This is a genomic window from Arthrobacter sp. CG_A4, from assembly GCF_035985125.1.
Taxonomy (GTDB): domain Bacteria; phylum Actinomycetota; class Actinomycetes; order Actinomycetales; family Micrococcaceae; genus Arthrobacter.
Genome location: NZ_JAXCID010000013.1, coordinates 45,447 through 60,495, shown reverse-complemented (window position 1 = coordinate 60,495; position 15,049 = coordinate 45,447). Strand labels below are relative to the sequence as shown.

At 67.8% G+C, this 15,049-nt stretch carries 11 protein-coding genes; 6 read left to right on the top strand and 5 right to left on the bottom strand.

Going from position 1 to position 15,049, the window contains the following annotated elements; genetic code table 11:
* Position 1: 1 nt before the first annotated feature.
* Positions 2-3,664 (bottom strand): transcription-repair coupling factor, encoded by a 3,663-nt coding sequence (mfd, locus tag RCH07_RS07680; protein ID WP_326966873.1) that lies wholly within the window; start codon positions 3,662-3,664, stop codon positions 2-4.
* Positions 3,665-3,873: 209 nt separating this feature from the next.
* Here mfd and RCH07_RS07675 point away from each other — a divergent pair, with 209 nt between their 5' ends.
* From RCH07_RS07675 to RCH07_RS07650, 6 genes are all read left to right on the top strand, one after another.
* Positions 3,874-5,385: an SDR family oxidoreductase gene (locus RCH07_RS07675; protein ID WP_326966872.1), complete on the top strand. Its 1,512-nt coding sequence runs from the start codon at positions 3,874-3,876 to the stop codon at positions 5,383-5,385.
* Positions 5,386-5,432: 47 nt separating this feature from the next.
* Positions 5,433-5,930 (top strand): DUF2505 domain-containing protein, encoded by a 498-nt coding sequence (locus tag RCH07_RS07670; protein WP_326966871.1) that lies wholly within the window; start codon positions 5,433-5,435, stop codon positions 5,928-5,930.
* Between the two features lie 3 nt (positions 5,931-5,933).
* Entirely contained in the window at positions 5,934-6,155 is a 222-nt protein-coding gene (locus RCH07_RS07665; RefSeq protein WP_326966870.1) for an SCO4848 family membrane protein, read from the top strand.
* Positions 6,156-6,334: 179 nt separating this feature from the next.
* Positions 6,335-7,348 (top strand): acyltransferase family protein, encoded by a 1,014-nt coding sequence (locus tag RCH07_RS07660; RefSeq protein WP_326966869.1) that lies wholly within the window; start codon positions 6,335-6,337, stop codon positions 7,346-7,348.
* Positions 7,349-7,408: 60 nt separating this feature from the next.
* Positions 7,409-7,864: a VanZ family protein gene (locus RCH07_RS07655; RefSeq protein ID WP_326966868.1), complete on the top strand. Its 456-nt coding sequence runs from the start codon at positions 7,409-7,411 to the stop codon at positions 7,862-7,864.
* Positions 7,865-7,912: 48 nt separating this feature from the next.
* Positions 7,913-9,226: a UDP-glucose dehydrogenase family protein gene (locus RCH07_RS07650; RefSeq protein ID WP_326966907.1), complete on the top strand. Its 1,314-nt coding sequence runs from the start codon at positions 7,913-7,915 to the stop codon at positions 9,224-9,226.
* 912 nt (positions 9,227-10,138) lie between these two features.
* Here RCH07_RS07650 and sufU read toward each other — a convergent pair.
* The 4 genes from sufU to RCH07_RS07630 form a co-directional block, all read right to left on the bottom strand.
* Entirely contained in the window at positions 10,139-10,594 is a 456-nt protein-coding gene (gene sufU, locus RCH07_RS07645; RefSeq protein ID WP_326966867.1) for a Fe-S cluster assembly sulfur transfer protein SufU, read from the bottom strand.
* A 12-nt stretch (positions 10,595-10,606) separates the two neighbouring features.
* Positions 10,607-11,914 (bottom strand): SufS family cysteine desulfurase, encoded by a 1,308-nt coding sequence (locus RCH07_RS07640; RefSeq protein ID WP_326966866.1) that lies wholly within the window; start codon positions 11,912-11,914, stop codon positions 10,607-10,609.
* 215 nt (positions 11,915-12,129) lie between these two features.
* Positions 12,130-13,464, bottom strand: a complete 1,335-nt coding sequence (locus tag RCH07_RS07635) for a hypothetical protein (protein ID WP_326966865.1) — start codon at positions 13,462-13,464, stop codon at positions 12,130-12,132.
* Positions 13,465-13,524: 60 nt separating this feature from the next.
* Entirely contained in the window at positions 13,525-14,952 is a 1,428-nt protein-coding gene (locus RCH07_RS07630; protein WP_326966864.1) for a polysaccharide biosynthesis tyrosine autokinase, read from the bottom strand.
* Positions 14,953-15,049 lie beyond the last annotated feature (97 nt).

Sequence of the window (15,049 nt, the reverse complement as noted above, 5' to 3'; positions counted from 1 at the left end):
GTCAGCTCACCGCCGGTGACACCGGGACGGCAGCGTCGGCGAAGATGTTGCGGATGACGCCGTTGGCCCAGTCGAGGATCTCGGCGTCCTGCAGGTCCCGGCCACCGATCCGTGCCGTCTTGGGCTTCGGGATGAGCACCGCGTCCAGGGCCGGCTTGGCCTGCGAGCCCGGGTACATCCGGGTGAGCCGCATCAGCTTGGACTCCGGCAGCTGCGCCGGGGAGAACTTGATGAAGTTGCCCTGCAGTGCCACGTCGCTGAGCCCGGCTTCGCGGGCGCCCACCCGGAAGCGGGCGACGTCGATCAGGTTCGTCGCCGGCAGCGGCAGCTCGCCGTAGCGGTCCACGAGCTCGGCGAGGACCTCGCCAATCGCCTCGTAGGTGATGGCCCCGGCGAGTTTGCGGTACGCCTCGAGCCGCAGCCGTTCGCCCGGCACATAGTCGTGCGGCAGGTGTGCGTTGACCGGCAGCTCGATTTTCATGTCGGCGGCCTTCTCCTCGGCCTCGCCCCGATAGTCCGCCACGGCTTCGCCGACCAGCCGGATGTAAAGGTCAAAGCCGACGCCCTGGATGTGGCCGGACTGCTCGCCGCCGAGCAGGTTGCCGGCGCCGCGGATTTCGAGGTCCTTCATGGCCAGCTGCATGCCGGCGCCGAGTTCGTTGTGCGTGGCGACGGCCTTCAGCCGTTCCAGCGCCACCTCGCCCAGAGGCTTCTCTGCGGGGTACAGGAAGTAGGCGTAGGCGCGTTCGCGGCCGCGGCCCACGCGTCCGCGCAGCTGGTGCAGCTGGGAGAGGCCGTACTTGTCCGCGCCGTCCACGATCAGGGTGTTGGCGTTGGAGATGTCCAGGCCGGTCTCGATGATGGTGGTGCAGACCAGCACATCGAAGCGCTTCTCCCAGAAATCCACGATGATCTGTTCCAGCCGGCTCTCGGACATCTGCCCGTGCGCCACCTCCACCCGCGCCTCCGGGACGAGCTCGCGGATCTTCGCGGCGGTGCGGTCGATCGTGGAGACCCGGTTGTGGACAAAAAACACCTGGCCTTCGCGCATCAGCTCGCGACGGATCGCGGCGGATGTCTGCTTGTCCGTGTACGGGCCCACATAGGTCAGCACCGGGTGGCGTTCTTCCGGCGGGGTGGCCAGCGTGGAGGTTTCGCGGATGCCGGTGAGCGACATTTCCAGGGTCCGGGGAATCGGGGTGGCGCTCATGGCCAGGACGTCCACGTTGGTGCGCATCTTCTTCAGCGCTTCTTTGTGCTCGACGCCGAAGCGCTGCTCCTCATCCACCACCACCAGTCCCAGGTCCTTGAACGTGAAGTCCTTCGACAGCAGCCGGTGGGTGCCGATCACGACGTCGACCGAGCCGTTCCTGACCCCTTCTACCGTCTCCTTGGTCTCCTTGCTGCCCTGGAAACGGGACAGCGGCTTAACCACCAGCGGGAACCCGGAGAACCGCTCGGTGAAGGTCTCGTAATGTTGCTGGGCGAGCAGCGTGGTGGGCACCAGGATGGCGACCTGTTTGCCGTCCTGGACCGCCTTGAAGGCCGCCCGGACCGCGATCTCGGTCTTGCCGTAGCCGACGTCGCCGGAGATCAGCCGGTCCATCGGGATTTCGCGCTCCATGTCCGCTTTGACCTCGTTGATGGTGGTCAGCTGGTCCGGGGTCTCCACATAGGGGAAGGCTTCCTCGAGTTCGCGCTGCCACGGGGTGTCCGGGCCGAAGGCGTAGCCACGGGAGGCCATCCGGGCCGAGTACAGCCGGATCAGCTCGCCGGCGATTTCCTTGACCGCCTTCCGCGCCCTGGACTTGGTGCTGGCCCAGTCCGCGCCGCCCATCTTGCTCAACGCCGGGGTGTCCCCGCCGACGTACCGCGTGACCTGGTCCAGCTGGTCGGTGGGCACAAAGAGCCGGTCGCCCGGCGCGCCGCGCTTGGACGGCGCGTACTCCAGGACGAGGTATTCGCGCACGCCGTCGCCCCCACCAGCCACCTTCCGCTGGATCAGCTCCACAAACCGGCCGATGCCGTGCTGTTCGTGCACCACGGAGTCGCCGGCCTGCAGTTGCAGCGGATCGACGGCGTTCCGCCGCTTCGACGGCATCCGGCGCATGTCCTTCGTGGACCCGGCCGAGGTGCGCCCCAGCAGATCGGCCTCGGTCAGCAGCGCGAGCTTGAGTGAATCCAGGACAAAACCGCGTCCGACGGCGGCCGTGGTCACCTCGATCAGCCCGGCCTGGGGATCGTCGTCGAGCGATTCCACCCGCGCGCACGGAATGTCGGCGTCGTGGAAGAGCTCGGCGAGCCTCTGCGCCGGGCCGGGGCCTGCGGTGACGACGACGATCCGCCACTGGTCCCGGACGCGGGAGCCGATGAAGTCCATCATTTCGGCCACGTCGCCCTGGTAGCCGCGGGGTTCCCGGGCGTGCAGGTTGAGGACGTCCACGTCGGGCAATAACTCCTCGTCGGTGGCGAGCGAGGTGATGGACCACCAGGAGACGCCGTGCGCGAGTGCCGCGGAGCGGGTCTCAGTCAACGACCGGAAGCTGGCGGAGTGCAGGGCAACGGAGGCGGCGGAGCTCAACCCCGTGTCCAGCACCAAAGGTGCCGTGCCGCCGTCGGACGCCGTGGACCAGGCCGCCTCGAGGAACTCCTCGTTGGTGGCGGCGAGGTCGTGGGCGCGGGTCCGGACCTTTTCGGGTTCGATCACCACCGAGATGGAACCGGCCGGGAGCTGGTCCAGGAACGGGACCATGGCGTCCACCAGCACGGGGGCCAGCGATTCCATGCCTTCGACGGCGATCCCGCCGGCGATCTTCTCCAGCATGTCCGCGGCGGCCGGGAGCTGGGACTTCAGCGTCGCGGCGCGGGACATCACCGAGGGGGTAATCAGGATCTCCCGGCACGGCGGGGCATGGAGTTCGGTGGGGTGCTGCACCCCGGGAGCCGTCAGCGAGCGCTGGTCGGCCACGGCGAACCAGCGCATCTGCTCCACTTCATCGCCGAAGAACTCCACCCTGACGGGGTGGTCCTCGGTGGGCGGGAAGACGTCCAGCATCCCGCCGCGGACCGCGAACTCGCCGCGGCGGGTGACCATGTCCACGCGGGCGTAGGCGGCGTCGGCGAGACTCCGCACGACGCTGCTGAAAGGCACCTCCTGGCCCACCGTGAGAGTGACAGGCACCAGGTCGCCAAGACCCGCGACGATCGGCTGGACGACGGCGCGAACCGGGGCCACCACGACGCGGAGCGCGCCGGCCGGGGATTCCGGGTGGGCGAGCCGGCGGAGAACGGACAGCCGCCGTCCCACGGTGTCCGAGCGCGGCGAGAGCCGCTCATGCGGCAGGGTTTCCCAGCTGGGAAACTCTGCGATCATCTCTGCCGGCAGGAAGGCGCGCAGTGCCGCGGCCAGGTCTTCGGCTTCACGTCCGGTGGCGGTGACGGCGAGGACGACGGGGGCCGGGCCGGTGTCCCCAACGGCTGAGGCGGTGAGGCCGTCAACCATTTCGGCGAGCAGGGCGGACCGCATTCCCGCCGGGGCGCTGATCTGGTAGTCCTCGCTGCGGACAGCGAAACCGCGGGCGGCCTCGGCCTTGACCCGGGCGTAATTCCGGTCGTCGGCGAGGACGCGGCGCAAACCGGTGAGAGAGGGGCCGTTAAGGCTCATGGCGAAAGCTCCTGATGGGATCACTGGGGTGCAGGCAACACGAATAGCCGGAATTCGTGAGAATCCCGGGTCATTCAAGCCTACCGCGGGGCCGCGGACGGTCAGGCCTGCGGGGATAAGCTGGCAGCAGGGACCCGTCCGCGGCGGCCGGGGCTACGAATGCCCATTATGGGCAATGACGCATTTTCGGCAATCACGAGGAGCCAACCATGAACGGCACCCCCACAGCGGCGACCCGGAAGACGGTTCTCGTCACAGGCGCCACCGGCTACATCGGCGGGCGGCTGGTCCCCCGGCTGCTGGAGGCCGGGCACACAGTGAAGGTCCTGGTGCGGACACCGGCCAAGATCGCCGGGGTGCCGTGGCTGGAGGACGTGGAGGTGATCCAGAGCAGCCTCGACGACGGTGCTGCTCTGCGAGCGGCCCTGGACGGCGTCGATGTCCTCTACTATCTGGTCCATTCCATGGCGGCCGGCTCGGGCTTCGAGTCGAAGGAAAAGGCGATGGCCGAGACGGCCGCGAAGGCGGCAGGGCACGCCGGCGTGGATCGGATCGTTTACCTGGGCGGCCTGCACCCGGCCAATGCCGAGCTGTCCACCCACATGCGCTCCCGCGAGGCGGTGGGGAAGGTCTTCCTGGACAGCCCGGTGGACGCCGTCGTCTATCAGGCAGGCGTTGTGATCGGCTCCGGTTCGGCGTCGTTCGAGATGATCCGGCACCTGTCCGAGACGCTGCCCCTCATGCCCGCACCCAGCTGGGTGCGCAACAAGATCGAGGCGATCGCGGTTCGGGACGTGCTGCACTACCTCGTCGGCGCCGCGGAGCTTGACGGCCCGATCAACCGCACCTTCGACATCGGCTGCCGTCAGGTCCTCAGCTACGCAGGCATGATGCAGGAATACGCCGCGGAGGCCGGCCTCCCGTACCGAGTGGTGCTGGCGCTCCCCATTCCGGCGCCCAAACTGGCAGGCATGTGGGTCGCGTTGACCACACCGATTCCTCTGTCCATGTCCCTGCCGCTCGTGGAGTCCCTCCAGCACGACGCCGTCTCCCGCGAACACGACATCGATTCCTACCTTCCTGTGCCGGAAGGCGGCCTTACCACGTACCGGCGAGCGGTGGCGCTGGCTTTGGGCAAGGAGCGCGACGGCCAGGTGGCAACCACCTGGGCCAGCGCGGGGGCCGACGCCGATCCGCTCCCCAGCGACCCGGACTGGGCCGGCCACCGCGTCTACCTCGACGAGCGCAGCTTCTCCAGCGACGTGGCCCCAAAGCACGTCTGGACCATCATCGAAGGGATCGGCGGGCAGAACGGCTGGTATTCCATGCCTCTGGCCTGGCGCGTCCGCGGCTGGCTGGACAAGCTCACCGGCGGAGCCGGTCTGCTGCGCGGACGGCGGCACCCGCATCTGCTGGCCGAAGGCGAAGTGGTGGACTGGTGGCGCGCCGAGCGGATCGACCGCGGCCGCCTGCTCCGGCTGCGCGCCGAAATGCGGGCACCGGGCCGGGCCTGGCTGGAGCTGTCGGTGGAGCCGGAGGGAACCGGCAGCCGTTACCGGCAGCGGGCGATCTTCTTCCCGAAAGGTCTCAGCGGGCGCCTGTACTGGCTCGCGGTGCTGCCGTTCCACAGCCTGATCTTCCCTGCCATGTCGCGGAACATCACGGCCGCGGCGAAGGCCCTCCAGGACGAGGGATCGGAACCGGCCGGGCACACCGCGTAGGATGTTCGGAGCCCGAAACGACCAGTTCCACCCCACGGAGGACCCCCATGGCATTGAGTGCATCCACCACCCTTCCGCACAGCGTTGACCGCGTCACCGCAGTGTTTGTGAACGAGGATTTCCTGCGCCACACGAGTGAACTCGTCGGCGGCACCCTTGAGTCCTTCGCCGTCGACGGCGATCCTGCCGGCGCCTTCAGCACCACCACGGTGCGGACCATCCCCACCACCCGGATGCCGGAGATGGCCCGGAAGTTCGTCGGCGAAAGCCTGAAAGTGACCCAGCTCGAGGCCTGGGATGCCCCGGCCCCGGACGGGTCCCGGCAGAGCAACATCACCCTGAAGGTGTCCGGCGCACCCCTGGACGTGAACGCCGTCCAGCGCCTGGTCGCCGACGGCGGGAGCACCCGGATCGAGCTTGAGGGTACCGTCACGTCCTCGGTGCCGTTCCTGGGCGGCAAGATCGCCGAAGCGGCCGAGCCGATGGTGGGCAAGGCCCTGAACATCCAGTCGACCCAGGCCCAGGCCTGGCTGGAAAGCCACTAGCGGATGGTGCTGCCGGCGGTCCTGGCCATCGTCCTGATCGTGGCCGGCGCCTGGTCCCTGGCCGTCTGGCCGCAGTTCCTGCGCCGGGTGATGAAGGATCCGAGGTCCCGCGACAGCGGCGGTAAGGCCACCCGCTTCCTCACCGTCCATATCGTACTGGTGGGCATCTCGATGCTGCTCGGGGCGGCGACGGCGGCGATCGGGATCGCCGGCCTGCTCGGCTGACCTGTCGCTACGGTCAGGCTAGCCCGCCGGCGGTCAGGCCCGCTGACCGGGCTCTGCCGCCGGGCAAAAACACGTAGGGACTTCTCTGGTGACGGCCCGGAACGACTGCTAGTATCCGATCCAAGGTGCCGGCCGGAGAGGCCATCTGGTGCCCGACACCTCCGGACTGCGGGGCTCCGATGACAGAACGTCCGATCACAGATCAACCGACGGCGTCCGCTGCGGCTGCGGCGCTGCAGAACCGGTCCGTCAGGATCGACATCGTGCGGCTGATCGGCCTGCTGGTGGTCGTCGCCGGGCACGTCTGGGTGCAGTACCCCATCGGCGGGTACGTGGCGATTTTCTTCGTCCTTTCGGGCTACCTGTGGTCCGCCAAACGGTCCGTCCTCGAGGATCTCCGCTATCAGTCGTGGAAGCTCCTCATCCCCTACTTTGCCTGGCTGGCCATCCTCGCGGTGCCGTACTTCGCCCGTGCCCTGACCGGGACCCGGGACGAAGTCAGCCTGGGCTCACGGGCCCTTGACCTGTTGTGGGGCGGGGAACGCGCCACCAGTCCTTTCACGGCGTTCTGGTTCATGACTGCGATCTTCGTCGCCGCCATCCTCTTCCGGGTCCTTATGCTCGCGCCACGCTGGGTCTACTACAGCTGCCTTGCCCTGGCCCTTGCGGCCAGCATTTTCGACGAGCAACTCCTCGTCGGCCTGCCCTTTGCCGTGGATGTCGGCGCGGTCGCCATCCTGTTTCTGGCGGCCGGGCACGCGTACCGGAAGATCGAGCCCAAAGTGGGCCGCTTTTACGCCGGTGCCGCAGCCGTCGTGGTGGTCTGCGGCGTCCTGGTCGCAACCGGAACCAGTGCCCGGATGACGCTGAAATCTGGCGACTTCGGCACCCCGGTGCTCAGCATCGCGGTCGCCGTCCTGATCGCCCTCGCCGCGATGTCGCTGGCCCGGCCGCTGGCCAATGCCCTGCCGGAGAAGGCGGGACGCGCCATTTCACGGATCGTCCAGATGGGGACCCCCATCATCCTGCTCCACGCGGTGCCGCTCTGGCTGTTGCCGGACAGTGTTCCCCAGATCGCTGAGTTTGTTGCGGCCTGCATTTTCCCTGTCCTTGTCGCACTCGCGCTGCTGCGGTTCCCCGATTCCCTGGCCCGGCGGACCCTCATGCCGGACAAGGGCCATCATTTGCTGTGAGCCCGGCGCTAGAATCAGAAACGTCAGTGCCTTCTAAAGTGCCTTGGGAAAGGGGCGGCCGTGAAACCCCATCGCGTCGCCGCGTGGGAACTCGGCGCCTACGTCGTGATCCTGGGCTTCATCACCCTCTGGCCCACCCCGGTGGACCGTGGCGCCGGAGGCGAACTGGTGATGAAGGTGCTGCGCAGGCTGCACGGCTGGGGTGTCCCGCACTGGGTTGACTATGGTTTGGTGGAGGCCGCCTCCAACGTCCTGCTGTTTATGCCACTGGGGGCACTGGTGGTCTGGATCATGGGTCCGGTCTACTGGTGGGTCGGAGCCGCCACAGGGCTGCTGTTGTCCTGCCTCATTGAACTGGCACAGTTCGCCTTCCTGCCCGCCCGCTACCCGTCGCTGGCGGATGTCCTGGCCAACACCGCCGGCGCCACGCTCGGCGCCCTGTTGATCCTGCTGATCTTGTATGTCCTGACGCGCCGGGCAGCTGTGCGAAACCCGGCCCCGGCACGTACGCTGTGATCAGATCTTGCTCTTGTGAACACACCCAGCGGGGAGGACATCGGAATTATGCGGATCTCGGTTATTGGTTGTGGGTATCTCGGCGCGGTCCATGCGGCGTGCATGGCAAAGCTAGGGCACGATGTGGTGGGCATCGATGTTGACGAAAACAAGGTGGCCCAACTCTCCGGCGGCCATGCACCCTTTTACGAGCCGGTGCTGGACGATCTCCTGACCGAACTCGAAGAATCGGGACGGCTGAGGTTCACCACCGATATGTCGGCCGCCCGGGGCTCGGAAATCCATTTCATCTGCGTGGGGACCCCGCAGAAGCGTGGCGAAAACGGTGCCGACCTGCGCTTCGTCGACGCGGCCGTGGAATCACTGGCTGCCCATGTCTCGCCCGGCGATGTGATCGCGGGAAAGTCCACGGTGCCGGTCGGCACCGCCGCGCGGCTCGCCGAGGTCATCGCGGAAACGGAGCCCGGCGCCACCCTGGTCTGGAACCCCGAGTTCCTCCGCGAAGGCCATGCGGTCACGGACACCCTGAACCCGGACCGGTTCGTCTACGGAGTGCCGGACGGCAGCGAAGACAATCCCGCCGTCGCCGTACTGGACCGGCTTTACGAGATTCCCCTCGCCGCCGGCACGCCGCGGCTCGTGACGGACTATGCGACGGCGGAGCTGGTCAAGACCGCGGCCAACTCCTTCCTCGCCACCAAGATCTCCTTCATTAACGCCATGGCCGAGGTCTGCGAGGCCACCGGGGCTGATGTCACGCGTCTGGCGGACGCGATCGGGCTCGATGACCGGATCGGCAGGAAGTTCCTCAACGCCGGGATCGGCTTCGGCGGCGGCTGCCTGCCCAAAGACATCCGGGCGTTCATGGCTCGCGCCGGCGAGCTCGGGGCGGACCAGGCACTGACCTTCCTGCGCGAGGTTGACGCGATCAACATGCGCCGCCGGACCCGGGTGGTGGAACTGACCCGCGAGCTCTGCGGCGGCTCCCTGATGGGCCAGCGGATTGCCGTGCTGGGTGCGGCTTTCAAGCCGGAAAGCGACGACGTCCGCGATTCGCCGGCCCTGAGTGCGGCCGCGCAGCTTCAGCTCCAGGGCGCCGTCGTGACTGTCACGGACCCGCAGGCGCTGACCAACGCAGCCAAACGCTTCCCGGAGCTTCAGATGGAACCGGACCTCGAGGCCGCCCTGCACAAGGCCGACGCCGTGTTGCTGCTAACCGAGTGGAAGGCGTACCGGGATCTCGATCCGCATAACACCAAGGCCCTCGTGACGGCACCGCGGATACTCGACGGCCGCAATGTCCTGGACCCGGCCAAGTGGCGGGCCGCAGGCTGGACCTACCGGGGCCTCGGCCGGCCCTGACCCGGCGTCCCCGACGGGCGGTCAGTTCGAAACAGATGCCCCGGTTCGCAACAGGTGCCCCGGTTCGACGGCGACCCAGTGGACATTTTCGTTAGTTCGTCGGGGGTCTTGGCCAGGGTGCTGGGAGGGCACAGCTCAGGGACATGCCGCGCGCCGGGGTGCGCGGGTGGACATGGTTCCGTTGTGCCCTGTCCCGGGCGCGAAGAATGGACATGTCCCCCGCGCCGACGCCAGATTCCACGCCGCCGGACCAATCCAACGCCTGACCGGACCAGCCCAATGCGACGGGCCGCGACACTCCTGCCCAGTTACTTCGGCGCCCGGCGCCTCAAGCCCACGGAAACCCGGGCCTTCCCCGGGCCGATAGGAGCTGTGGCGGCAGGTAACCGGGAAGGAGCGCCGCCAACGGCTACCTGCGTCCGGCCAGATCAACGAAAATACCCGCTGGACGGGATCTGCCCGCCGGTCGGGACGTGCCCGCCGGACGGGACATGCCCCGCGCCGGGGCCGGCAGGTGGACATAGTGTCATTATGCCCAGTCCCGGGTACGAAGAATGGGCATGTCCCCCGGACTGGACACCGACCCAAAGGGACATGCCCCGCGCCGGGGCCGGCAGGTGGGCATAATGTCATTGTGCCCAGTCCCCGGTGCGAAAAATGGGCATGTCCCGCCGGACTGGACACCGCCCGAACGGACATGCCCCGCGCCGGGGCCGGCAGGTGGGCATAATGTCATTGTGCCCAGTCCCCGGTGCGAAAAACGGGCATGTCCCGCCGGCGCGAAAACGTCCTGGCGCTGCCTGAAGCCCCGACGAACTAACGAAAATGCCCACTGATTCGACAGCGCCTCAGTTCGACAGCGCCTTAGTTCGACAGCGCCTTAGTTCGACAGCGCCTTAGTTCGACAGCGCCTTAGTTCGACAGCGCCTGCCCGAGCGCGTCCTCGGCGGCAACCCAGGAGAGCATGGCGCACTTGACCCGGGCGGCGTAGCGGGCCACGCCCTCGAACGCGGCGGCATCCCCCAGCACCTCAGGATCGGCGGCCACCTTGCCGCGGGAGCGCAGCACTTCACGGAAGCTGCCGATCACAGTCTGCAGCTCCGCCGCCGTCAGGCCTTCCGCCAGGTCGGTCAGGACGGAGGCCGACGCCATCGAGATCGAACAGCCGTCGCCGTCCCAGCGGAGTTCGCTGACCCTTCCGTCGGCCACGGAGACGCGGACGGTGATCTCATCCCCGCAGACCGGATTGAGCTGGTGTGACTGGCCGCTGCTCGCACCGCCGGGAACGGCCGTTCCGGCCAGTCCGCTGCCGTGTCGCGACTTGGAGTGCTCCAGAATGATCTGCTGGTAAAGCTGGTCGAGACTCATGTACTGCCGTCCTCAGGCTTGGAAATATCCGCGGACACCGGCGACGGCGTCGAGAAACGCGTCCACGTCGTCGGTGGTGTTGTACAGGTAGGTGCTGGCACGGGTGCTCGCCGTCAGGCCGAGCCGGCGGTGCAGGGGCTGGGCACAGTGGTGGCCCACCCGGACCGCGATCCCGCGGCTGTCCAGGAACTGCCCGACGTCGTGCGCGTGGACACCCTCGACGTCGAAGGCTGCCAGGCCGATCCGTTCCCGCCCCGCCGCCGGACCGAGCACCCGGATCCCCGGGATCGCTTCGAGCCCTTCCACAAGCCGCTGCCCCAGCTCCGATTCCCAGGCGTGGATGCGGGAGAGCCCGGTTTCGCTCAGATAGTTGGCGGCGGCGGCGAGGGCCACCGCCTGCGAGATCCGCTGGGTTCCGGCCTCGAAGCGCTGCGGGCTGGGCAGGAACCCGGCACGCTCCATCGTCACGGTGGTGATCATCGAGCCGCCGGTCAGGAAGGGCGGCATGGCGTTGAGCAGTTCGGAGCGGCCGTACAGTCCGCCGATTCCCGTCGGCGCCAGCATCTTGTGGCCGGAGAAGACAGCGAAGTCCACGCCCAGTGCCTTGACGTCCAGCGGCAGGTGCGGTGCGGACTGGCAGGCGTCGAGCACCACGAGGGCCCCGGCGGCACGGGCCAGCCCCACCAGGGTATCCACCGGGTTTATGGTGCCCAGGACGTTGGAGGCGTGGGTGAAAGCGAGGACGCGGGTCCGGCCGGTGATGATCCGGGCAGCGGCGTCCAGATCCAGGGCCCCATTGGCATCGACCGGGATGAACTTCAGGCTGGCCCCGGTCCGCTCGGCCAGTTGCTGCCAGGGAATCAGGTTGGCGTGGTGCTCCATCTCGGTGACTACGAGGTCGTCACCGGCTGAGAGGGCAAAGCGGGCGGCTTCGGGGGCTGCGCCGGGGAGGGAGGCGTTGAGGAACGAGTAGCTGAGCAGATTCAGCCCCTCGGTGGCGTTGGAGGTCCAGATGAGTTCATCCGGTGCGGCCCCGATGAAGGCCGCCACCGTTTCCCGGGCGTCCTCGAAGGCTTCGGTGGCCTCCACCGCGAGGTGGTGCGCGCCGCGATGCACGGCCGAGTTCCGCTGTTCGTAGAATTCCTGCTCTGCTTCCAGCACGCTGAGGGGGTTCTGCGAGGTGGCCCCGGAATCCAGGTAGACCAGCGGCCTGCCGTTGACGGTCTGGTTCAGGATGGGGAAGTCGTTGCGGATCCGCAAGACCTCCTCGTTGCCCAGCGCCCGGGCTGAGCGGAGGAGATGGGCGGGGGTGGCAACCATAGCGGGACTCCTGGATCGGCTTCGCTGCGACGCACCCGGTCCGCCGGCAGGGCACGGGCTAATACGTCACACAGATTAACCCTAATTATCCCACGTTCTCGCAGCCGTCCTGAGCGGCCATAGCCGAGCCGTACGCCGCGGAACTCGACCGGGGCCGGCGTCGTAATTCTTCAGCGGGGGGGATGGCCCCACCAACTGCCGGCGGAGGATCATCGTCAGCCTGCGGGTCCGGCCGGCGTCAGGGCGCCGGGTGGCCGGGCGGTGTCCGCTGCGGCTGCCTCGTCGTGCGCCTGCCGGGCACGTTGCTCGCGGGCGCGATCCTGCGCCTCATCCCCGGCGATGATGACCATGGCCAGAAGCGTCCAGACGAGGATGCCGGCTGCGGAGCGGGTGGCGAGGGAACTGTAGGTCTGCGGGATGACGACGGCCATGATTCCGGCCAGCACCAGGCCCTTGTAGCCGTTCCTGGGACCCTTGCGGATCACGATCACAGCCATTGAACCGAAATAGAGCAGGGCGAAGACGATGCCGAAGTCGACGCTGTACATCAGGATGGGGTTCTCGAAGCTGGTCTCCAGCCCCACCTGGGTGGCCAGCCGGTAGCTGGAGCCGATGCCGTCACCGGTCAGTGCGTAAACATTCCAGCGGCTGAGGAAATAGTCGAGAGCCAGGCTCCGGGCTTGCGTGGAACCGGAGTCGTCGACAACCCTGGCCGCCACCCCTGCAATGAGGGGAGAGACCATGATCACGGCGGCGGCCGCGGCGGCCCCCACCACCATCACCGCCTTGATCCAGGCGCGCATCCTGGCCAGCAGCAACGTCGCCGCCACGGTCAAGGCAAGCGCGGCGAGCCCCACGCGGGACTGCGTGATGAGGACGCCGACCACCATCAGTGCCAGCATCAAGGCCTGGAGCCAGGCCTGCTTCAGCCCGGCCACGAGGGGTGCTGCGAGCGAAATGGCGAGCGACAAAGCCAGCGGCTGATCCAGGGTGGCCATCCATCGGCCGGAGCCCCGGCCGAACCAGTACACGTTGCTGTAGCCAAACTCGTAGAACAGGAAGCTGTTCGTCAGCCACTGGGCGACTGCGATGACACAGACGATCGCCACGAGGCTCAGCACCAGCGTGCGGAGGACTGTCACCAGTCCCCCGGCCCTTTCGGCTTCCGCCAGCAGGAGCAGGCAGAACAGAACCGGAACCACGATCTGGTCCACCAGCAAAACGATCCCCCCGCCGGCGCTCGAGGTGACCGAGGCCAGGAAGGCAGCGGTCGTCACCACCCCAAGGGTAAGGAACAGGAAGAAGTGCCGGGCGAGCGCGGCCTGGACGCTCCATGGGTCGTGGAGCATCCGGATCAGGAAGATCGACAGCACCAGCCACGTTGCGGCGTGGAACGACAACGGCCCGAAGCCCACTCCGGTGATGAGCGATGACCCCACGGCGGGCACCAGCATCCACAGGCACAGGACAGCCCCGATCGGCACCCTGGCCCGCGTCCGGAGCAGGAAGGCGGCCGTCAGACATAGTCCGATCCAGAGAGCGAGCTGCATTCAGACCACCCGGCCCGGAGCAGGGCTTCGATCAGCTGCGCGGTCGTGGCGGCCCACCGGTCACCGCCGGGGCGCGGCGTGTGGGACCGGAGGTTCCGCCGGCATCTCAAGCGGCGCCCAGTCTGTCGTTTGCTCCTGGGTCCGGAACCCTTCGGATGGCTGTTTGTAGGCTTCCGAGAGCCGCGCGGGAAGAGCATTGAGCACTACCCCGGCGATCTTGCTATTGACCAGCTCAAGGTTCCGGAACGCCGCTTTCAGCAATTCCGGGGTCACCCGCCGGTGCATGACGACGACGACGGTGCAGTCCGCCTTGGCCGCCAGCAGCGCCGCATCGCTGTAAGGCTGCATGGCCGGTGCATCGACGATCACCCGGCTGTACTTCGTCCGCATCTCCGCCAGCACCGAGCCCGCCGCCGGGCCGCGCAGCAGCTCCGTGGGGTTGGCCGGAACCGCGCCGGCGGCGACAACCTGAAGGCTCTCCATCACCGTCGGCTGTATGACGTCGGCCAGCGAGGTACGGCCGGCCAGGAGATCCGCGAGGCCGAGCCCGTTGGCGAGCGCCAGCTCGGCCGCGAGCCGTGGGGTGCGGAGGTCGCCTTCCACCAGCAGGACTCGTTCACCGGCCTCCGCCCAGGCTTGGGCCAGCAAAAGCGCCACACTGGATTTGCCGTCCCCTACCCGAGCCGAGGTAATGGCGACAACGCCGGAAGCCGACATACCGGGAAGGTGATCGATGTTCGTCCGGAGCCGGCGCCCGGCCTCGTCCAGGAGGGAGACCTGGCGCTGTTCAAGAATCCGGCTTGCTTTTCGGGCGTCGGCACTGAGCGGGATCCGTGCGAGCAGGGGACGTCCGGAGGCCTCCTCCACTTGCTCGGCAGTCCCGAGCGTCTTGTCCATCAGCCGGCGCGAGACGGCAATCACCACGCCAGCGCCGAAGCCAAGAAGTGTCCCGAGGGCCAGGTTCAAACCGACGTGGGGTGACACCGGCACAGTTTCCACGGTGGGCCCGCCCACCAGGTTCAGGACCGTCTGTCCGCTGCCCGACGCCGTTCGGGCGGCCTCCACTTCGCTGACCGCGGTTCCCAGGTTGTCGACGATGGTCCGGGCGACCGCCAGGGCCCTGGCCTGATCCGGCAGGCTGACCACGACGGAGAGCATAAGCGTCGCCTGGTCGCCGGTGGCGCTGATGCTCTCGGATATTTCCCTGGCCGACAGGCCGGTGTTGCTGTTCCGGCCGAGGACATCCGCGAACTTATCGCTCTTCGCGAGGCCGGCGAACCCGGCGATGCGGCCGCGGGAGAGTTCGAGGGCCTGGAGCGCCGACTGGCCCGGGCCCTGCGCTGAAACCACATAGAACCTGACGCTGCTCTGATAGACCGGCGGTGTCCGGGCGGTGAAAAACGCCGCGGCGGCGAAGCCGACCACCATGCACAAAAGCACGATCCACCAGCCGCGCACCATCGCGCGTCCGTATTCTGCTAGCTCCAAAGGAACCCCCATGCGGCTTCCACGCCATGCCTGCACCGGCACGGTACTTCATGGTCTCCTGAAGGCCCATTATTTACCGCAAAACTTCCCTAAGGAA